The sequence below is a fragment of the Lacihabitans soyangensis genome, from assembly GCF_024343775.1.
GTDB classification, from domain to species: Bacteria; Bacteroidota; Bacteroidia; order Cytophagales; family Spirosomataceae; genus Leadbetterella; species Leadbetterella soyangensis.
Genome location: NZ_RJUF01000001.1, coordinates 66,582 through 86,680 on the forward strand (window position 1 = coordinate 66,582; position 20,099 = coordinate 86,680).

General features: G+C 38.1%; 15 protein-coding genes. 6 read left to right on the plus strand and 9 right to left on the minus strand.

The window, feature by feature from the left end:
* Positions 1–2: 2 nt before the first annotated feature.
* The gene (locus EGI31_RS00295) at positions 3–1,475 is read left to right on the plus strand and encodes an HlyD family secretion protein (protein ID WP_255035109.1); all 1,473 of its coding nucleotides are present in this window, start codon (positions 3–5) and stop codon (positions 1,473–1,475) included.
* A gap of 28 nt (positions 1,476–1,503) precedes the next feature.
* Positions 1,504–2,877, plus strand: coding sequence for a TolC family protein (locus tag EGI31_RS00300; RefSeq protein ID WP_255035110.1), 1,374 nt, complete (start codon positions 1,504–1,506; stop codon positions 2,875–2,877).
* Positions 2,878–2,885: 8 nt separating this feature from the next.
* Here EGI31_RS00300 and EGI31_RS00305 read toward each other — a convergent pair whose 3' ends face one another.
* A complete protein-coding gene (locus tag EGI31_RS00305) occupies positions 2,886–3,266 on the minus strand; it encodes a DUF779 domain-containing protein (RefSeq protein WP_255035111.1) in 381 nt (126 codons plus the stop codon).
* Between the two features lie 79 nt (positions 3,267–3,345).
* Positions 3,346–4,863 carry an aldehyde dehydrogenase family protein gene (locus EGI31_RS00310; protein ID WP_255035112.1) on the minus strand — a complete coding sequence of 506 codons (1,518 nt, stop codon included), beginning with the start codon at positions 4,861–4,863 and terminating at the stop codon, positions 3,346–3,348.
* 225 nt (positions 4,864–5,088) lie between these two features.
* Here EGI31_RS00310 and EGI31_RS00315 point away from each other — a divergent pair, with 225 nt between their 5' ends.
* Both EGI31_RS00315 and EGI31_RS00320 read left to right on the plus strand, forming a co-directional pair.
* The gene (locus EGI31_RS00315; RefSeq protein ID WP_255035113.1) at positions 5,089–6,003 is read left to right on the plus strand and encodes an AraC family transcriptional regulator; all 915 of its coding nucleotides are present in this window, start codon (positions 5,089–5,091) and stop codon (positions 6,001–6,003) included.
* 64 nt (positions 6,004–6,067) lie between these two features.
* A complete protein-coding gene (locus EGI31_RS00320; RefSeq protein WP_255035114.1) occupies positions 6,068–7,183 on the plus strand; it encodes a DmpA family aminopeptidase in 1,116 nt (371 codons plus the stop codon).
* A 52-nt stretch (positions 7,184–7,235) separates the two neighbouring features.
* Here the strand turns inward: EGI31_RS00320 and EGI31_RS00325 are convergent, their stop codons facing one another.
* Positions 7,236–8,435, minus strand: coding sequence for a WG repeat-containing protein (locus EGI31_RS00325; RefSeq protein WP_255035115.1), 1,200 nt, complete (start codon positions 8,433–8,435; stop codon positions 7,236–7,238).
* A gap of 128 nt (positions 8,436–8,563) precedes the next feature.
* Complete coding sequence (locus tag EGI31_RS00330) at positions 8,564–10,321, minus strand: ABC transporter ATP-binding protein (RefSeq protein ID WP_255035116.1); 1,758 nt, start codon at positions 10,319–10,321, stop codon at positions 8,564–8,566.
* 89 nt (positions 10,322–10,410) lie between these two features.
* On the opposite strand from EGI31_RS00330, the gene EGI31_RS00335 reads away from it, so the two are divergent.
* A complete protein-coding gene (locus tag EGI31_RS00335) occupies positions 10,411–10,656 on the plus strand; it encodes a hypothetical protein (protein ID WP_255035117.1) in 246 nt (81 codons plus the stop codon).
* Here EGI31_RS00335 and EGI31_RS00340 read toward each other — a convergent pair.
* The 5 genes from EGI31_RS00340 to EGI31_RS00360 form a co-directional block, all read right to left on the minus strand.
* Positions 10,653–11,615, minus strand: a complete 963-nt coding sequence (locus EGI31_RS00340; RefSeq protein ID WP_255035119.1) for a glycosyltransferase family 2 protein — start codon at positions 11,613–11,615, stop codon at positions 10,653–10,655. The genes EGI31_RS00335 and EGI31_RS00340 overlap by 4 nt on opposite strands.
* Positions 11,612–12,910, minus strand: a complete 1,299-nt coding sequence (hemL, locus tag EGI31_RS00345) for a glutamate-1-semialdehyde 2,1-aminomutase (protein WP_255035120.1) — start codon at positions 12,908–12,910, stop codon at positions 11,612–11,614. Before hemL ends, EGI31_RS00340 begins: the two co-directional genes overlap by 4 nt.
* Before the next feature lie 3 nt (positions 12,911–12,913).
* Positions 12,914–14,575 carry a type 1 periplasmic-binding domain-containing protein gene (locus EGI31_RS00350; protein WP_255035121.1) on the minus strand — a complete coding sequence of 554 codons (1,662 nt, stop codon included), beginning with the start codon at positions 14,573–14,575 and terminating at the stop codon, positions 12,914–12,916.
* Between the two features lie 72 nt (positions 14,576–14,647).
* Positions 14,648–16,489: a membrane protein insertase YidC gene (gene yidC / locus EGI31_RS00355; RefSeq protein ID WP_255035122.1), complete on the minus strand. Its 1,842-nt coding sequence runs from the start codon at positions 16,487–16,489 to the stop codon at positions 14,648–14,650.
* A 228-nt stretch (positions 16,490–16,717) separates the two neighbouring features.
* Entirely contained in the window at positions 16,718–17,458 is a 741-nt protein-coding gene (locus EGI31_RS00360) for a TrmH family RNA methyltransferase (protein ID WP_255035123.1), read from the minus strand.
* A 21-nt stretch (positions 17,459–17,479) separates the two neighbouring features.
* Here EGI31_RS00360 and tamL point away from each other — a divergent pair, with 21 nt between their 5' ends.
* On the plus strand, positions 17,480–20,008 hold the full coding sequence (tamL, locus tag EGI31_RS00365) for a translocation and assembly module lipoprotein TamL (RefSeq protein WP_255035124.1): 2,529 nt from the start codon (positions 17,480–17,482) through the stop codon (positions 20,006–20,008).
* The last annotated feature ends 91 nt before the right edge of the window (positions 20,009–20,099 follow it).

The window sequence follows — 20,099 nt, forward strand, 5'->3', positions numbered from 1 at the left end:
CTATGGAAAACAGCTACGACAAAAAATATACCCAAGACAAGCTAAGTATGCGGATTTTGAACGGTCCGCACGATGAAAAACCTTTGGGTAAAAGTGGGAACTTTGAAAAGGATAATTATGGCGGCTCTGAGGTGTTGGGCATCAATAAAAGTATAAAAGACCTAGGTCTAGCCGGGCAAAGAAATCAAAATACCGAGAGGAAACTAAAAGGGCTCGGAAAAGCGGAACGAAGTGACCTTGTGAAGGAAGTGCTGGAGGCTCCGCCGTCTTGGCTGGTTAAATGGGGCAGTACTTGGACGCTGATTGTGGTTTTGATGATTTTGGCTATCAGTTGGTTCGTGGAATATCCTGATTTGTTAAAGGGAGCGGTACAAATCACAAGTGAAGACATAGCGAAACCAGTAAATGCCAAGAAAGACGGGCTTCTGGAGGAAATATATGCCAAAGAAGGCCAAATGGTCAAGAAGCACCAACGGATTGGCCGCATAGAGTCCATTGCCGATCCTGCTGAAATAGAAAAACTTAAGGTCTATTTGCTTGGTATTCAGAACGATGTGAGTAAAGGTGGAGGTAGCACTTCAACTTTAAGCGAGTTTAATAATTTGGGTGAAATACAACAAGACTTTCAAAGTTTTGCACAGGTATTTACTTCAAAAAGTAATTTTGACCCTGCTGGAGTGGAGTCCGAGAAAATTTCTATTCTGAACCGGGACTTGGCGGAAATAGAAGAAATGGATGAAAATCTTCAGAAACAAATATCTAACTATAACAACGATTATAATCTCGCCAAAGAAGAATTCGCCAATCAACAGAAACTGAACAAAAAGGGATTAATATCTACCAATGAGTTACGACTGGCAGAAAGCAAGGTAATTGCCAAAAAACAACAAATAGATCAGATTATATCTACTTTCAATACCAATCAGCTTCAGAAAAATCAGAAGAGACAAGAGATTTTGTCGGTTAGGAAGGGTAAAGTGGAGCAAAATTCGGCCTTTAAGCAAGAGATTAATAGACTTTTACAGGCGATTGAAAATTGGGAAAAAATACATTATTTGGTGGCTTCTACGGATGGAAAACTCATTTATCTCAAGAATATTCAGGCCAATCAGCAGCTCAAAAATGGTGAAAATCTTTTCTACATATTGCCAAACAGTGCCAAAGTTTACGGTGAAATGTATGTTGGGCAGTACAATATTGGAAAAATCAAGGTGGGACAAAGGGTGATTCTCAAATTTGACGGGTACCCTTATCAAGAGTTTGGGACAATGGATGCCAAAATTGAGACTATTTCTGATATTCCGATTGATTCAGTGTATAAAATCAAGGTTTTATTGCCCAATAACGAACTCAAGACTTTTAACAAAAACGTAAAGATAAAAGTAGGTATGACCGCCTCGGGCGAGATTGTTACGGAGGATTTAAGACTAATAGAAAAGTTGTTTTACGAAATCAGAAAGTATGTTAAAAGGTAAGTTTTTGTTGCTTTTTTGCGGCATTTTAATGCAATTCGCCCATTCTTTTGCTCAAAAGGCATTGAGTTTGGAGAACTGTATTGATATGGCCCTGAACAACAACCAAGACTACAAGAATCTATCGTTGCAAACTAAAATAGCCAATGTAAAAGTAAAGCAGTCTCAACTCGAAAAGTACCCGTCTTTGTCAAGTGATTTTTCTCAAGGTTTTAATTTAGGTCGAAATATCGACCCTTTTAGCAACCAATTCGTTACAAAACCTATCAATTCGGCCAATGTGGGGTTTTCCTCCAACGCCACTTTATACAACGGTGGCCAAATAAAGAATACTACCAAACTCAATCAATTAGAAAAAAGTGTGGTTCAATTAGAAGCTGAAAAATCAAAAATAGAAATTAAGAAATCCGTGGCATTGGCTTACCTGGAGGTGGTTTTGAAAAAAGAGATTTTGAGAATCAAAAAAGAACAAAAAGCCATTGTGGAGGAGCAAATAAAGAGAGCAAATGCCCTTTCTGAGCTTGGAAATGAGGCTGCCGCAAGCAAAATAGATCTAAACGCCCAACTCGAGAATGAAATTTATCAGATAGTGGAGGCAGAGGGTAATCTCAAACTAGCTAAAGTCAATCTCTCACAGCTACTCAATCAGAAAGACTTGGTAGATTTTGAGGTTCAGGAGCCATCAAACATTACTATGACTAATCCGAATCTAACCACGAGTATTGTAGGGGTACCACATCTAAAGCAAAAGCAACTTGAGGTCAACCAAGCTGATATCAACCTTTTGCTCAAAAAAAGTCAGAGAAAACCTTTTGTTTTTCTTAATGGAGGTCTTTTTTCTAATTTTTCTAGTGAGGCACCACCTCGATTCAAGAATCTGGGAGGAACACCCAAACAGGAAATTCTGGTGAGTTCTAATCAGTTTGTGAGTATCGAAAACATAAAGTTTCCGGTGAGTGAAGTCAGAACAATTCCGAACGTTAAAGAGTCTAACTTTGGTTATTTTAATCAACTTTTCTCAAATTTCGGTTTAGGTCTAAAAGTCAATTTTCAGTATCCGATTTATGACAAAGGCCTCAGGAACTCTCAAATTCAGTCTCAGAAAATTGAAAAACTCATTGCTCAGAACAATTACCAGAAGGCCGAGCAGGAAATTTCTAACGAATTGAAAGAGTACAAAACCTACATAGAAATCTCGAAAAGTAAATTTTTACAAGCTCAAAATCAAGAAAAATCACAGCAAAAAGCCTTTGAATTAGCCAAAATGCGATTCGAAGAAGGAATAATCCGATTTGCGGAATTTAACTTGGCCAAAATCAATCTAGAATCTTCGAGGTCAAATGTCCTTCAGAATAAATTCAATTTTTACTATTACACTTTGGTATACAAATACTTTTTCGAATAAATTCCAGACTAATCATTCAACCTGACTTCCTCCAATTTGGCAGTTTCTTCTTCTGTGAAAAGTCTGTAAATGACTTTAAAGGTTTTGCCGTAAGGAGTTTCTAAGGAAAAGCCGCCGGGTCCAAAGCCCTCAGATACGTCTAATGTGAAATGTGAGTATTTCCAATATTCAAATAAGTCTTTGTCCACCCAAAACTCAAATCCTTTAATAGTGCCTATGCATACATCCCCCATTCTTAAGTAGAATCCGCCTTTTTCAAAACACTGAGGCTGAGTGCCTTCGCAGCAGCCTCCGGCTTGATAAAACATCAAATCCCCGAATTTTTCTGCGAGCATTTCTATGAGTTCGAGTGCTTTTTCAGTAGCATCCAATCGCTTAATTTTTTCCATTTTTTTAAATTTAAAAACCGCAAATTCATCAAAAATACTCTGAGAATTTGCGGCTGTGAATTACTTATTTCCCTTTAAATCAAAAGAAACCAAGCTTGTTTTTGTTGTAAGATATCAACATATTTTTTGATTGCCGATAGTGTCCCAACATCATTTTGTGGTTTTCTCTGCCAATACCAGATTGTTTATAGCCACCAAATGGTGCACCAGCTGGGTAAGCATGATATTGATTTACCCAAACACGACCAGCCTGAATAGCTCTCGGAACCGTGTAAAGTTCGTGTGCGTCACGTGTCCAAACTCCAGCTCCTAAGCCATAAAGTGTGTCATTCGCTATTTCCAAGGCCTCTTCAGTAGTTTTGAAGGTTGTCACTGCCAGCACTGGACCAAAGATTTCTTCTTGGAAAATTCTCATCTTATTTTGGCCTTTGAAAAGTGTTGGTTGAATGTAATATCCACCTTCCAAGTCACCACCCAAATGATTTACATCTCCACCACAAAGCAATTCGGCTCCTTCTTGTTTACCAAGATTAATATATGAAAGTATCTTATCTTTTTGAATTTGAGACGCTTGTGCCCCCATCATCACTGTTGGGTCTAAAGGATTTCCTACTTTTATGGCTTTTACTCGGCCAATTACTCTTTCAATAAATCTATCATAAATAGACTCATGGACTAAAAGTCGAGACGGACAGGTACATACTTCGCCTTGGTTAAGTGCAAAAAGCACGGCACCTTCAATAGCCTTGTCCAAAAACTCATCATCTGCGTCCATCACCGAAGGGAAGAAAATATTTGGTGATTTTCCACCCAATTCTAAAGTTACTGGGATAATGTTTTCCGTGGCATATTGCATTACCATTCTACCCGTTGCTGTCGAACCTGTAAAGGCCGCCTTCGAAACTTTCGGATTGGTTACCAAAGTTCTGCCTAGTTCAGCACCGAAACCATTTACGATGTTCACCACGCCGTCAGGTAGCAAATCTCCGATCAATTCCATCATAACCATAATAGATATTGGCGTACTTTCCGCAGGTTTCAGAACCACGCAGTTACCAGCAGCAATAGCCGGAGCCAATTTCCAAACAGCCATCAATATCGGGAAATTCCATGGAATAATCTGAGCTATAACACCAATAGGTTCGTGGACTATAATCGATACGGTGTCAGCGTCCAATTCTGAAATACTACCTTCTTCGGCACGAATAACCCCGGCAAAATATCTGAAGTGATCAATGGCCAAAGGTAAGTCGGCAGCCAAAGTTTCTCTTACGGCCTTGCCATTGTCCATGGTTTCTACTGCCGCTAAATGCGAAAGATTAGCCTCCATTCTATCTGCTATTTTATTCAGAATTATACTTCTTTCGGTAGACGAAGTTTTGCTCCATGTTTTGAATGCTTCGTGTGCGGCGTTAACGGCCATTTCAATGTCTAGTTTGTCAGAATGTGCTGCTTTGGACATCACTTTTCCATCTACTGGCGATACTACTTCAAAATATTGGCCTGTAGAAGGCGGTGTCCATTTACCATTGATATAGTTGTCGTAATGAGGCTTTAAGCTTGGTTTTGCCACGAGATTGCTGTTTTCGCTTGACATAGTTTTCTTTTTTTTGGTTTGAAATAGATATGGTACAAAACAATCTTTAAATGTTTATATTTAGTAGCATTATTCTATCGACCAATTTCATTTTTCTGCTTTCTGATTGAACATTTCTGCATTCTGTTGCATTTTTCTCGCATATTTTGCTGAAATGTGCTATTTGGATTGTTCAATTTTTTGCAGGAAAAATAATATTATCTATTTTTAGTAAAAATATCAGAGATGTTAAACCTAAGTTCTGCTCATTACGAAAACCGTAAACTCGAAAATCACGTCGAGAACAGAACTGTACACACTTTGAAAAATGCCGAGTTGAACATTTTTGAGACTCATCTACAAGCCTCTCAGGTTTATTTGCGGTTTCCGCAACCAGTTTTGGCAAGCATGATTAAAGGTAAAAAAGTGATGCACCTAGATGGTTCACCTTCTTTTGGTTTCTTACCAGGTGAGTCTGTCATTTTGCCTTCTAATGAAAAAATGGTCATTGATTTTCCGGAGGCATCGGTTCATAATCCAACGCAATGTTTGGCCTTGGCACTTTCTGAGGAAAAACTTCAAGAAGCTGTTGATTTGTTGAACAACCGAGGGACCAAACAAAATGGTCTGGAATGGTCTGTGATGGATTATAACTATCACTTTACCAATGATGTCGCTATTAATCAGATACTTCAGCGGTTGATTTTTATTTTTACAGAAAATCATCCTTCCAAAGATATTTTTTCAGATTTATTGATTCAGGAATTGGTAATCAGGATTTTACAAACCGAAACCAAGTCCATGTATAGGAAAAAATCTCTGACTGATGCCAACAACGATAGAATTTCTTATATCATAAAGTTTATCAGAGAAAACCTTACTGAGGATTTGTCCATTGATATTTTGAGTGAAAAAGCTTACATGAGTGAGTCTAATTTTTACAGAACCTTCAAGCACGAGTTGGGCTCATCGCCCAATGATTTCATCATAGAAGAGCGTCTAAAAGTAGCCGAAAGTTTACTTCGAAATCCACGGATGAGTGTGAAGGAAGCCTATTTGGCCTCTGGATTCAATAGCTTTTCTTATTTCTGCCGTATTTTTAAGAAGAAAAAGAATCTGTCTCCAACCGAGTTTAAGGAGAAGTCTAATATTTTTGGATAGATAAAACAAACGCAGTTTGCTTTTTTGCTTTAGTTGAAGTACTTTTTGCAAAAAAATACCTGAAATGCGATTTCTTTTACTCTCTTTTCTCCTGATTTTACAAATTCCTTCATTTTCTCAAAAACCTCGACCTAGAGAACTTGGAATTGAATTTGGTATTCTTAAAACGGGAAATCTCAATGCCATCACTGATGTACCGGGTGTTAAAGTTGGTCATTTTACACTTCACCAAGGAACTGATATCCACACTGGTGTCACTGCAATTTTACCCATCGAAGAGAATATTTTTCAAAATAAGGTGCCTGCAGCCATCTATATAGGTAATGGTTTTGGTAAATTGGCGGGTTATACACAAGTCGAAGAACTTGGAAATATTGAAACGCCAATATTACTCACCAATACCATGGTTGTTTCTACGGCCATTGATGCCCTAATAGATTTTACAATTCAAAACCCAGAGAACAAAACCGTAAAAAGTGTAAATGCAGTAGTTGGTGAAACCAACGATGGCGGTTTGAATGATATTAGGGCCAGAGTTTTGACCAAAGAAAATATGTTAGAAGCCATAGCTTCAGCTAATTCTGGAAAAGTGGCAGAAGGAAATGTGGGTGCTGGAACAGGAACCATGAGTTTGGGTTTCAAAGGTGGCATAGGTACTTCATCGCGTATTTTACCAATATCAAAAGGTGGTTATACGGTTGGAGTTTTGGTACAGTCCAACTTTGGAGGTGTTCTACAGATAGGAGGTAAGCCGATAGGTCAGTTGCTGGGTAATTATAAATTCAAAAATATTGACAAGGAATATGAAGAGGACGGCTCATGTATGATGGTGGTGATTACGGATGCTCCTCTGAACGCCAAAAACTTGAAAAGGTTAGCAGCCAGAGCCATGTTGGGTTTGTCTAGAACTGGCGGAATGGCTGCCAACGGCAGTGGAGATTACGTAATTGCCCTCTCTACGGCCAAGGATTTAAGAATTGCACACGACAGCAAAGAAATGTACGAAACCTTCAAGGTGTTGAGAAACAACGATTTGGATTTGTTATTTCAAGGTGTAGTAGAAGCCACTGAGGAGGCTATTATCAATTCGCTTTTTGCGGCTGAAGATTTGCAAGGTTTTAATGGCTACAAGGCGGAGGCTTTACCGATTAAGACAGTAATGGAATTGCTCAAAAAATAAAAAATCACCTAAACAAGCGTTCAGGTGATTATATATTTCAAGAAAATAAATGTCAGTCTAATGCAATGCTGCTAATCAAGGCATCTTTAGAGTCAGCGTCTTGATCAAGAACTTTCACCATTATACGATCTTGGTTATCCAAGCTTCTAGTGATTTCTATTCTTTCTTTAGCCTTTTGGTCGATAAATAAATAACTCTCCCTGAATTTTACCGCACCTAAGCCTTCAGAAAAATCAGTAGCATTATCGAATATAATTGGCACTACCAATTTACCTTTTGAATCAATATATCCAAATTTCTTGTTTACACTCACAACGGCCATTCCGTTTGAAAAAGCCCTTATATTCTCAAAAATTGGCTCTACAATAGTCTGACCTTTTTGATTCATAAAGCCCCATAGACCAAATTTCTTAAACCCGAATAAACCTTCCGATGCTTCTTCTATATATTGGAAGTTTTCGGTTGTAATGTTACCTTTAGTATCCATTAAACCAAAAACACCGTCTCTTTCAAAAACCGCTATGCCGTCTTTAAAGGCAGCAATGTTTGAAAATTGAAAATCTACAACAAGCTTTGCTTTTTTATTGATAACGCCAAACTTACCATTCAGTTTAACCGCTGCTAGACCTTCACTGAAGGCGGTGGCTGACTCGTAAATTGGTTCTATAACCGTAGCACCTTTTGTATTGATGTAGCCAAATTTATTATTGACTTTTACCAAGGCTACGCCGTCCATGAATGAACTCGCGAAATCAAACTTTGGCTCAATTTGAAACTCTCCCGCCTTATTAATGAATCCAACTTTACCAGCTTTTTCTACTAAGGCTAGGCCTTCTGAGAAACTAGTGGCAAATTCAAATATTGGAGCGATTACTTCTTTTCCTTTTTGATCTATAAAACCAAACTTACCGTTTTGTTTGTAAAGTGCTAGGCCATTTGAGAAGTTTTCGAGGTATTCGTATTTGAAATCTACAATCGGAAGTCCGTTTGAACTGATGATAGCATATTTCTTTTCGTTACGAACTATTGCAAAATTATTAGAAAAATCGTTTGAGTAGTCGAAAACGCATGGAATCGCCAAAGAACCTTCTTTGTCTATATAACCGTACTTTCCGTTTAAGACAATTTTAGAAAATCCGTTGGAGTATTTATATCCAGCGGTGAATTTTTTGGAGCTCTGAGCAAAAGTTGCTAAAGACACAAGCAAAGTGAGAGCGATTGATAAGATTGTTTTATTTTTTTCCTGGAACATGGGTAGTATAATTTTGATTATACTATCTCAATTCTCGTGCCATTCTAATGGAAAAATGAATAAAATTATTTTTGAGTTTTTGGTTAATTTTATCAAAAGTGTACAAAAAAATCGTAAGTTATTGATAATCAAAGTGCTTTTTCGAACTGAATTTCGTATAATTTGGTGTATAATCCATTCATTGTCAAAAGCTTTTGATGCGTGCCAACTTCCATAATCTGGCCTTTTTCCAACAAAATGATCTTATCGGCCTTCTGAATTGTACTCAACCGGTGGGCAATTACTATAGAAGTTCTATTTTTCATGAGTTTCTCAATCGCATTCTGAATTAATTCCTCCGACTCAGAATCTATAGATGAAGTGGCCTCATCGAGAATAATTATTTTGGGATTTTGTAGTAGAACTCGCACAAACGAAAGCAACTGTCGCTGCCCCATGGAAATCGTGGCACCACGCTCCATAACTTCGTAGGCGTATTGACCCGGCAAACGACATATAAACTCGTGAACACCGACCTCTTTGGCAGCATTCACTATCATTTCATCTGTAATCTTTTGGTCTCCCATCCGCAAATTCTCAGCAATACTGCCTTTGAACAGGAAAACATCTTGTAATACCACTCCAATTTGACTCCTCAAATTCTCAAGATTCCACTTGTTTATATTTTGGCCATCTACCAATATTTCACCCCGGTTTATGGCATAAAATCCATTCAATAAACTTATTATGGAAGTTTTTCCTGCTCCTGTAGCACCAACAAATGCCACAGATTCACCTATTTTGGCTTCAAAACTTAGATTTTTCAAAACCCACTGTTCTTCAATGTAAGCAAACCAAACATTTTTGAAAGCCACCTCGCCTTTAATTTCTCTCTTTTCAACAAGTTCTGGCTCTATATTCTCTTGGTCGTCCAATATTTCAATAATGCGAGAAACACTTACAACACCCATTTGTAAGGTATTTATGCGGTCAGCTATCATTCTTATGGGCCTAAAAAACTGGTTAATAAACATAATGAAAGCCGTAATGGTACCATAGCTAACCTCATGATTGATCAGTCCTTGTGCTCCGTACCAAACAATCAGTCCTACTCCTAAGGCCGAAATTACATCTGCCACGGGAAAATAAACCGAATAATACAAGATGGATTTGATGTTGGCATTTCGGTGTTCGAGATTTAAGCTGTTAAACTTGTCGAATTCTTGTTTTTGAACATTAAATATTTGAATCAGGCTCATTCCTGAAATACGCTCCTGCACGAACGAATTTAGGTTGGCCACAGCATTTCTGACCTGATTAAATGACTTCTTTACTTTTTCTTTAAATACATAAGTGCTTATCAATAAGAGCGGTATGGTGCTGATGCTAATAAGAGTGAGCTTCCAGTCGAGGTAAAACATGACTGAAATAATCAAAATTAACTGCAAGAAATCACCCGCAATGGCCGCAAAGCCGGAACTAAATACCTCAGAAAGTGATTCCACATCAGAAATTGTACGAGTTACCAGTTTGCCGATTGGAGTTTGGTCATAATATTTTAGTTTGAGATGTATGATTTTCTGAAATACCTGTTGCCTGATGTCATGAATTATTTGTTGACTCAACCAACCCGCTTCATAAGTATTGTAGTAGGAAACCACCGAGTTCAGGACCAAAATCAAGACCATTATGCCGAGATATAAGGCCAATTGGCCGTAATTTCCGCTGGCGATCGGACCGTCAATAGTAGTTTGAATCATTAACGGTAGGGCAGGGGCGAGCAAGGCTCCAATTATTATGAGAAATACCAAAAGCGTAAACTTGGACTTATATGGCAGCAAAAAGCCAAATAATCGCTTAAGTATTTGATAATCAACTATTTTCTTTTCTGTCTTTTCTGCTTTCAAAGTCTGTTATATTTTACCGAAATTTTTATCAAAATATTGGCACAAAATACGCCCAAAAAACTTATTTTTGTACACCTTAACTATAAATAATGCCTGCTTGTTGTCCTGATTGTAAAACCGCTCCTAATAAAAATCAATTGTGGAAATGCTTCTGCGGAGAGAGTTTCAACCATTTTGAGAACATTGGTAAATGCCCCTCTTGTGGCTACAGTCACGAGTTTACCGAATGCCTTCAGAACGATTGTAAGGCTATTTCCTTACACTTAGATTGGTATCCAGGCGTCAAAACCAACTTAGAAGAACTTACCCTTGATCTTGACCTCATAATGAGCTAAGATTTACCTGCTATGGCTTCTTTTAGGAAGCCCATGCCGTAGGCAAAAAGTTGTATAAATGACGCTGGCACACTTTTAATTCCAACTGTCAAACTTTTATTTTCAATAGTTGAGCTGATAAATATTAAAAGTAAAAATAGTAGCAATACAGCCAAAGAAAATATTCCTAAAGGTCTGAAAATGAGAATCTGCAATGGAATAGACAGTACGAAAAGCGTAAAGGCTACTGGAAAAAAATGAACAAGTTTTAGTTCCTTAGGAAAAAATCTCCAAATGTTAATCCTCGCTCTTCCAAAGAAAAACAACTGCTTGTAAAATTGCTTCAAACTTGTTCTGCGTTTGTGATAAATAAACGCCTCAGGAATAAGTTTCACTTTAAATCCAGCCTCAATAATCCTGATACTGTATTCGATATCCTCGCCCATGCGGGTAATAATGTATCCACCTAGTTTTTCATAAACTTCACGAGAAATACCAAAATTGAAGCTTCTTGGATGAAATTTTCCTCCAAGATTCTTATTTTTACCTCTTGTACCACCTGTGGTTAAAACCGAAGTCATAGCAAAATTGATGGCCTTTTGGGTGTCTGTGAAAGACTCATGGGCAGCATCTGGACCGCCATAGGCATCAAGATATTCATGCTCAAAGTATTTCTCAACTTTTTCGAAATAATCCGACGGAATAATGGCGTCAGAGTCAAATTGAACGAAGTAATCGCCTGTAGCTTTTTCAAATCCATAGTTTCTCGCAAAACCTTGACCACCATTTTCCTTATAGAAGTACTTAATATCTAAGGCCTTACTGTGCTTTTCTACTATTTTATCACACCGTAATTTTGAGCCATCTTCAATAACTATGATTTCGAAATTTTTGAAACTTTGTAGCTCCAAACTATCCAAAAGTTCGTCTAATTCGTCTGGTCTGTTGTAAATAGGAATAATGATCGAATACTTCCTCATTTTCCAAGTTTTATTTCTTTTAAACTTTCCAAGTTGGCTTTCAGAATTTTCTTGATTAGTTTTTTGTCAATTTTGGTAGATAAAAACAAGGACTCAAATTGGCTAGGGGCAAGGTAAACACCTTTTTCTAACATTTTGTTGAAATAGAGTCCAAAGGTTTTGGTATCGCATGTTTTGGCAGTTTCGTAGTCTACCACTTGTTTATCCGTAAAAAAGAGACTGTACATGGAACCTATTTGGTTCACGGTGTAATCAATTTCAAGTTCCTTTAGCGATTTTCTGATACCAGTTGCCAATTCTAATCCAGCCTCATCCAAGTCTTTGTAAATGTCCTTGTGTTTTTTGAGGTGTTTCAGCATTTCTATTCCAGCTGACATGGCTATCGGATTACCCGAAAGCGTACCGGCTTGATACATAGGACCAGAAGGTGACACCATCTCCATGATCTCTTTTCTGCCGCCATAGGCACCCACAGGCATACCACCACCGATGATTTTACCCATGGTAGTCAAGTCAGGAGTTATGCCGAAACGTTCCTGTGCACCACCAATGGCAAGCCTGAAGCCTGTCATAACCTCATCAAAAATGAGAACAATGTTTTCTTTGGTACATATTTCTCTAATAAAGGCCAGGTAACCATCATTTGGCAAAACACAGCCCATATTACCAACCACAGGCTCAATAATAAGACCAGCTATTTTACCTTTATTTTTCTTGATTATTTGTGCTAAAGCCTCCGTATTATTGTAAGGCACAGTTAATGTATCATTTGCAGTGGCTTGTGTGACCCCTGGACTGTCTGGATGTCCCATACTCATGGCTCCGCTGCCGGCCGATATCAGAAAAGCATCTCCGTGGCCGTGATAACAACCTTCAAATTTTATGATTTTGTCTTTTCCTGTATAGGCTCTGGCTAGTCTAATGGCTGACATCGTAGCTTCTGTGCCGGAATTGACCATCCGTACCATTTCTACAGAAGGCACCAAGTCACATATCAATTTGGCCATGGTCACTTCTTTTTTGGTAGGTGCACCAAAAGAAAAGCCCGATTTTACAGCCTTCCGAACTTCATTCTCAATGGGACCAAAGGCATGGCCGAGAATCATTGGCCCCCAAGAGCCTATCATGTCAATATACTTGTTGTTGTCCTCATCAGTCAGGTATGCACCTTTAGCTCTTTTAATGAATCGTGGATTACCACCTACCGATTTAAATGCCCTCACTGGTGAATTTACTCCTCCTGGAATGAACTGTTTTGCTTCTTCAAAAAGCTTCGTACTATTTTTATTTTTCATGTTTTATCTAAATATCTCCTCAAACGCCTCATTCTTGTATTTTACAATCGGCACTATGGCATTTTCCTTTATTCGCCCACTGAAATCAAACCCACTCAAAAGATATTCGTCAGTATATTCTCCCGATTCTATGTTTAGTTTGAAAATGTCTTTTCCATCTTTAAGCATTTTTGCAAAAAATAAGATCAGATCATGTCCAGCATAGGCGTAATAAGAAGGTTGGCCGGCCATTTTTTCCACAAACGTCTTTTCGAAGTTTCTAACATGCTCTTTATCTTTTGCTACAAATTCAGGGTAAATCAATGAAACATGCTCTGTAAACGTGTTGCTTTGGTTTTTATCCCATGCAAAAGATGCGGCCGTACATACCGTTTCAGCGGTTATTTTGCTGTAAGAAACACTTTGTAGAAATTTAACACCTTGATTATTATCTGTCGCTATGAAAATGTGACCAGTCTCTGGTAAAAGTTTCTGCAGGTTTCCTGCATATTTTTTAAAAACAGTTATGGTATATCCTTTTTTCAATGCTTCACTTCGGTAAATCGAAGCAAACAAAGAGTCTTTCTTGGCGTTTCCAAAATATATACTTACGGTTTTCTTTCTGTTTAAACCAGATACGTATTCTAATGTTTTCTTGGATTGCTGCAAATGCGATGGTTGCATTAAAAATATATTGTTTCCATCTTTCAAAAGACTCAAATTATTGGAAAGCGGATGAACTTGAATGATTTTATTGCTCACTGCAAACTCTACCGCCTCTTCGTTGGGGTCTGGATAGAGTGGACCTACCATGAGGTCAAGGTCCTTGAATCCCTCTCTTTTCTCAAGTATTTGAAAATCATACTTCGATTTTTTTACATCAAAGGCATGTAGATTAACATTTATACCTTGGGTCTTGAGTTGTTCGGTGGCTATTTTCATGCCCTCATACAATTCAAAAGTATACTTGTTGGCCGCTACACTATTCGTAAGGTCGTTGACATTAAACGGCAACAAAATTCCAAAATCTAAAGCTGCTTCAGTGCCAGTTGCGGAGGAGGAACTAGACTTGTTGGTCGTTTTGCCTTTTGGTACCTCCTTGAGCTTAAATCTGTTGGTTAGCATATCAGATATCTCCAAATCATCCTTCGAATTATATCTGTTTGCCTGAATTTTTTCGACTAAATTTCTGGCCAAAACTTCATGTGTGGGAAATTTGAAATAAAGCTCCTTGAGGGTTGAAATACTTTTTATTTTCGGAATATGCTGGTTCAGGATATCATTTTTGAGTCCTTCAAATTCTTTGTCTTGGATGGCCTCCAGGCTCTTTAAGCCTTCTTCAAAGTAGTTTTCGCTAAAGTTCAGCTCGGAGTAAATTATCCGGGCCTCGTTTATTTTGTCCCAGTCATAATAGTTTTCAAACAGCGACCTGAAAATTACTCGACTTTGGTATAAGTTTCCTTTATTTTTGGCCGTAAGTGCATTGTAAAAATAGGCATACGGCACCATAGGGTTGCTGTAGTTTTTCGAACACAAAGGTGCGAACTTCTGACCCGCTTGCTCATACTGACTATTGGCGAAAAGTTGTACGGCTTTTTTGTATTCAATCAGATAGGCTTGGTCATTTAACTGTTGCCCAAAGCTGTTTGAAATCAAACCCAACACTATGATAAATGTTTTTTTCATTATAAAGTTGAGATATACTTATTTGGGTTTAAAAAAAATGCTCTACAAATCTAAAACTTGTAGAGCGTTTTTTTATTTCTTTTTTCTTGAATTTTTCAATTCGGTGCTTTGTTTTTTCATTTCTTCAGATGCCTGAAGTTGTTTCTGGATGAAATCTCCGAATTTACTTTTTTTCTGAGGCTTGCTGTGATAGTTCTTTCGATTTTTCTCCAAAATCGCCAATATTTTATCTTCGTCAATGAATTTCCTAACGATTAGCTGCTGAGCGATGGTGACTACGTTGGAAACCAAATAGTAAAAACTCAATGCCGCAGGGAAACTGTTCAATACAAAAAAGAACACCAATGGGAATATATACGACAGCTTTTTCATATCCACCGGACCAGGTTGGTCAGGGGTTACTTGGTTGTTATAATACGTAAACGCTAAAGAGGATAAGGTCATCAATACCACAAAAAGACTAATATGATGGCCGATTATAGGTAAATTAAAGCCCCAACTGATCAATGAATCATAAGTAGAGAGGTCATTGGCCCACAAGAAGTTTTTCTGTCTAAACATCAACATGTTCGGAAACAAGAAGAAAACAGACATCAAAATCGGCATTTGAAGCAATAAAGGCACACAGCCACTTAACGGGCTCACACCTACCTGTTGGTAAAGTTTCATGGTTTCTTGTTGCACTTTCACTGCATCGTCACCTACTTTTTCTTTGATGGCGGCTATTTCTGGTGCCAATACTCTCATTTTCGCCGAACTAACATAAGACTTGTAAATAAGTGGCGTTAGCGTGATTTTTATCATCAAAACCACCAAAATAATCAAAAGACCATAGTTGCTGACAAATGATTCTACCCAGTTAAACAAAGGCACGAAAACGTACAAGTTAACAGGCTTCACAATGTCATAACCCAAATATAAGTTTTTCTGAAAATCGTTTCCGACGCTTTTCAGAGCATCTAAATCATTCGGCCCGAAATAGTATTTTAGAGAAACTTTGTTTTGACTCAAATCAGTAAAAGGAATCTGAGCGGTTATTTTCCCCAACTTAACGATTGAACTATCTTCAACTGGTGTTTTTAAATCATATTGTGTTTTTTCAAAGTAGCCGTTTTCCGAAACTACGCCTGACGTGAAGTATTTCTGCTTGAAAGAGAACCATTTTACAGGCAATTCAGCGGTTTCGTTTTCGTCAGAAGTACTTCCGAGGCCGAGGTCTTCAAAAGTTTCTTCTTTGTCGAAATAGTTTATTTGGGCTGCTTTGCGGTTTTCTGAAAGGTCATTTTCAAGGACCAACATAGGATTTTCCCAAATCATGGTGGATGGTGCGTTTTTCAAAACTGCACCCAATCCTTCTGTTTTGATTTCTTGTTTGATTTCAAAACCTTTGCCTGTAATGGTGTATATTTTTTCGATTTTTCCACCAGAAACGGGTACAGAAAAAATAATGTTCTCGGATTTTTCACCAACAACGTTCACACTTGGCTTAGAGACTGCAAAACTTAAGTTTGATAGACTTACATCACCCGCATTGGTTGGTATTTGAAAATCTGAACCCGTGTTTTTTCCATCGTATAAAACCAGACTTTCTTTCTTGTTGGCTTGATAGGCGTCAAAAGTCTTGTAGTTCTTAAGTTCTACTTTTACTATTTTGGCACCTTTGCTAGAAAGCGTCACCTTTATGTTTTCGTTTTCAGCAGTTACCAATTGCTCAGGAGCATTTGCCACAGAACTATCTGCAACCACCAAAGTATTTGGAGCTGTCGTAGCGGCTGTAGGCTTTTTGGCAGCAGCGGCCTCGGTTTTTACTGGTTCTGCAGGAGGTGTAAGAGAATCATTGAAGTAGATGTAGGTACCATACATCAAAAACAACAGTATGAAACCTATGATATAATTCTTGTCTAATTTTTCCATTTAGGAGATTATTGATAATAAAAATTTCCGCAAAATTCGTAAAAAATCTTTATTAAATGGAATCAATCTCTAATTAAATTAAGAACGGTCGATTTTAGTTTTGAATTGGTTTTGATGATGGCCAAAATTCAAAAGTGCAGAATGGATTGCCAAGTTTCTTGGATTCTAGTAAGTGAATATTTAAGGTTCTTATTTAGTCCAAAGATCTAAAATGCCAAAAGGAAGAATTTAAATATCCCTGAAGATATTATCTAAAATTATCCCTGTAGCGACAGCAGCGTTCAGTGATTCGGCCAAACCGACCCTTGGAATGGTGATTTTTGTATCGATTAGCTTTTCAATTTCTGGGCTTATGCCATGCGACTCGCTGCCTATCACTAAGCCAAAAGGTTTTTTCAAAGACAAATGATGAATGTTTTGACCTCCTAAAAATGCTCCTAAAACGGGAACTTTTAGGCCATCGATAAATGGAGCGAGGTCTAAATAATGTGCTGAAACTCTTGTAAATGAGCCCATCGTCGAATTTATTACTTTAGGATTGTAAAACTCTACGGTATTCTGGCTGCAATAAAGGTCATTGATGCCGTACCAGTCCGCCAAACGAATGATGGTGCCTAAATTTCCAGGATCTTTGATGTCGTCTAAAATCAAAACTATTTGATTTTCAGTTACTTTTGGTGTTGTGGTGATTTTTTTTTGATTCACCACCGCTACGCCTGAGTTGTTGGTTTTAAATGTTGAAATAGCCTGTATTTCCTCTTCTTTGCAGATGTTAAATGCCTTAAATTTGGTGTCTGTTGGTACTTTTTCTTTGAAGTTTTCGGTGCAAAATATATTTTCTATCTCAAAATCAGAGTTTAATATTTCTAAAATTCCTTTTTCGCCTTCAACCAAAAATTTGCCATATTCCGTTCTGTATTTTTTATTATGGAGAGATTGAACGTATTTTTGCTGCTGTTTTGAAATCATGGTCAATTAAAAAATCGAGGTTTGTTTAGACTAATAAAATATTGTTTTGCGGTTGCTATGTTACTCGGAACGCTGTTTTCGTGTAAAAATAATGCACCGGTAGACAATAATAGGTATATTTTGTGGAGAAATGATTTCAAAGGCAACCAAAATGTCATCGACGAAGAACTGGAGCAGATTATTCCTTTTTCTCAAAAAGAAAACTCCAAGCCACTCGAACTGCCCATTACTCCAAGAGTTTGGTGGTACAATTTCGGTCAAAACACTTTCAATCCCATCAAAAACGAAAGAAAATTGAGTGATTTGGTAGCCGAATTGGAGCAAATCAAGAAATCCAACAATGCCTCTGCCAGAAAGATACAAAAAATAGAGAAAAAGATTGAACGCTTCCAAGGCAACCTTCAAGAACAATCGGGATGGCTTTGGCGAAATATCGGTGAAAAACAAGTGCTGATTTCAGCAGCAAATGTGGCCGAAACGGCCTCTAAAATGAAGAAATTCCTTTACGATGTAGGTTATAGAGATGCAGAGGTCATTTATCGGCTTGATTCTTCCAACGCCAAGCGGAAACTTAAGGTGACGTATTTTATTGACGAAAAAGTCGGATATAAAATTGACACCGTTCAGTACGTGACCAACGATGTAGTGATTGATAGTTTGATTAAAGCCAATGTTTCGAAGCAAACTATTACTTCAGGAAGTCTTTTTGATTTGCGACTGGTGGCTGCCGAAAAACTGCGTTTGGAGGCTTTGCTCAAAAATAATGGCTACTATAACTTCAACAATAAGTTTATCAGTCACGGAGCTACGAATTATGAAAATGACGAAGCACTATTCTTGAAAACCAAAAGAGGTAACCTGAAAATTGAGGTCCAAAATCCCGAAAACAAACCTCGCCATGAACGTTTTACGGTAGAAGAAGTCATTTTTAAAGCTTTTGATCCCAACAGCAGCGACACCTACCGAAGCCCCGATACGGTCTTTTACAATGGTGTGAAGTTTATAAGGCTCGACCGCAACGTGCCAATCAATATCATCAGCCCACGTATAATTTCCAAGCCGGGTTCTGTTTACCGCATTTCTGATATCATGGAAACCCAGCGGCAGATTTCACTTTACAACCAATTCGCTTTTACCTCTTCGCAAATAAAACCACTTTCTCCCGGTCAGTTATCCTTGGAGTATTTTGCCCCATTACTTGAAAAATACACTTTTGGTATAAGCCCTGGTATCAATAATATTTATAATGATGGCTCTACTTTTTTTGGTTTAGGAGTTCCGGTTTCATTAACGGCTCGTAATCTTCTCAAGAAATTAGAGATTTTTGAAGGTTCACTTAGAGCATCTTATGAAGGCCAACCCGCTCCCATCAATACCTCCAGTGAGACCAGTGGTGCCATTCGCGGGAGTTTGGAGTTAGGTTTGAATCTCAACCTTACATTGCCCACCTTGTGGCCCTTACAAAATTCACTTCAAGCACTTAATCTCAAAAACCCAAGGACAATATTTGGCATTGGATACAACTATTCAGAGCCTTTTTGGGGTAAAAGGCTGAACTTTAAACTCAATACCAACCATTCCATTCAATTTTCGAAAAATGCATTTTTGTATTTGAGTGTCTTGGATGCTCACCTCATCAATACCATATATTTCAACAACGAGTCGGGCCGTAGATTTTACAATAGCTTGATTGATTTGCAGCAACAGGGCAATAACCTCAAAATCACTTTCGATCCGCAGTTTGTTTCCTCGCTGAACTCCAACTTCGTTTATAACAACCAAAACCCGAGCAAACCACTTTCATCCTCTAAGTTCTTTAGATTGTTTCTGGAGTCAGGCGGAACGGTACTCAATTTTCTGGATAACAAAGAAAGAATCAACATTATAGAGAAAGCATTTCCGTTGAGGCAGTCTGAAAACGGTATTGACAGTGTTCGTGCATATTTTAGATTCGTAAAATTGAATGCTGACTACAGACGCAGTGTAGGTATAAATGCCAAAAGTAGTTATGCTTACAGATTCAATGTCGGCTTGGCCAATCCATACGGAAGCAACCGTTCCATGCCCTTCGACAAGAACTTTTTTATTGGTGGTAGCAACAGTGTAAGAGCCTGGGCTCCAAGGACACTTGGAACTGGCTCCTCAAAACCTGACATTACGGGGGCAGGCAACACTATTCCGCAACCAGGTGATATTTTGTTAGAATCGAGCATCGAATACCGGCTAAAAGTCCTGCACTTCGCTGGTGATATTCAGTTGGCTGGATTTGTGGATGCCGGCAATGTTTGGAAATGGCACCAAACCAATACGCCTTCCAAACTAGACAAGGCCAATTTCGATTTTCGAAGATTTTACAAAGAAATAGCCATTGGTACGGGTTTTGGACTTCGCTGGGACTTGTCTTATTTCTTGTTTAGGTTCGACTGGGGCATCAAGGTATTTGACCCGAGCCAAGATAAGGGCAGTAGGTTCGTACTTGACGATTTTTCCCTCCGAAGAAAACAACAATACGGCCTCAACTGGAATTTTGGTATCGGTTATCCTTTCTAATCTTCGTTTTGTCTTCATTTTTTGCTTTTAAAGCTCCATTTACTTCATTTCGGATAAATTATAAGTGTTTTTAACACTGACATATTGTCAT

Excerpts from the sequence above, each read along its gene's own strand:
- EGI31_RS00295 (WP_255035109.1), top strand. The coding sequence starts at position 3 with ATGGAAAACAGCTACGACAAAAAATATACCCAAGACAAGCTAAGTATG.
- EGI31_RS00300 (WP_255035110.1), top strand. The coding sequence starts at position 1,504 with ATGCAATTCGCCCATTCTTTTGCTCAAAAGGCATTGAGTTTGGAGAAC.
- EGI31_RS00305 (WP_255035111.1), bottom strand. The coding sequence starts at position 3,266 with ATGGAAAAAATTAAGCGATTGGATGCTACTGAAAAAGCACTCGAACTC.
- EGI31_RS00310 (WP_255035112.1), bottom strand. The coding sequence starts at position 4,863 with ATGTCAAGCGAAAACAGCAATCTCGTGGCAAAACCAAGCTTAAAGCCT.
- EGI31_RS00315 (WP_255035113.1), top strand. The coding sequence starts at position 5,089 with ATGTTAAACCTAAGTTCTGCTCATTACGAAAACCGTAAACTCGAAAAT.
- EGI31_RS00320 (WP_255035114.1), top strand. The coding sequence starts at position 6,068 with ATGCGATTTCTTTTACTCTCTTTTCTCCTGATTTTACAAATTCCTTCA.
- EGI31_RS00325 (WP_255035115.1), bottom strand. The coding sequence starts at position 8,435 with ATGTTCCAGGAAAAAAATAAAACAATCTTATCAATCGCTCTCACTTTG.
- EGI31_RS00335 (WP_255035117.1), top strand. The coding sequence starts at position 10,411 with ATGCCTGCTTGTTGTCCTGATTGTAAAACCGCTCCTAATAAAAATCAA.
- EGI31_RS00340 (WP_255035119.1), bottom strand. The coding sequence starts at position 11,615 with ATGAGGAAGTATTCGATCATTATTCCTATTTACAACAGACCAGACGAA.
- hemL (WP_255035120.1), bottom strand. The coding sequence starts at position 12,910 with ATGAAAAATAAAAATAGTACGAAGCTTTTTGAAGAAGCAAAACAGTTC.
- EGI31_RS00350 (WP_255035121.1), bottom strand. The coding sequence starts at position 14,575 with ATGAAAAAAACATTTATCATAGTGTTGGGTTTGATTTCAAACAGCTTT.
- yidC (WP_255035122.1), bottom strand. The coding sequence starts at position 16,489 with ATGGAAAAATTAGACAAGAATTATATCATAGGTTTCATACTGTTGTTT.
- EGI31_RS00360 (WP_255035123.1), bottom strand. The coding sequence starts at position 17,458 with ATGATTTCAAAACAGCAGCAAAAATACGTTCAATCTCTCCATAATAAA.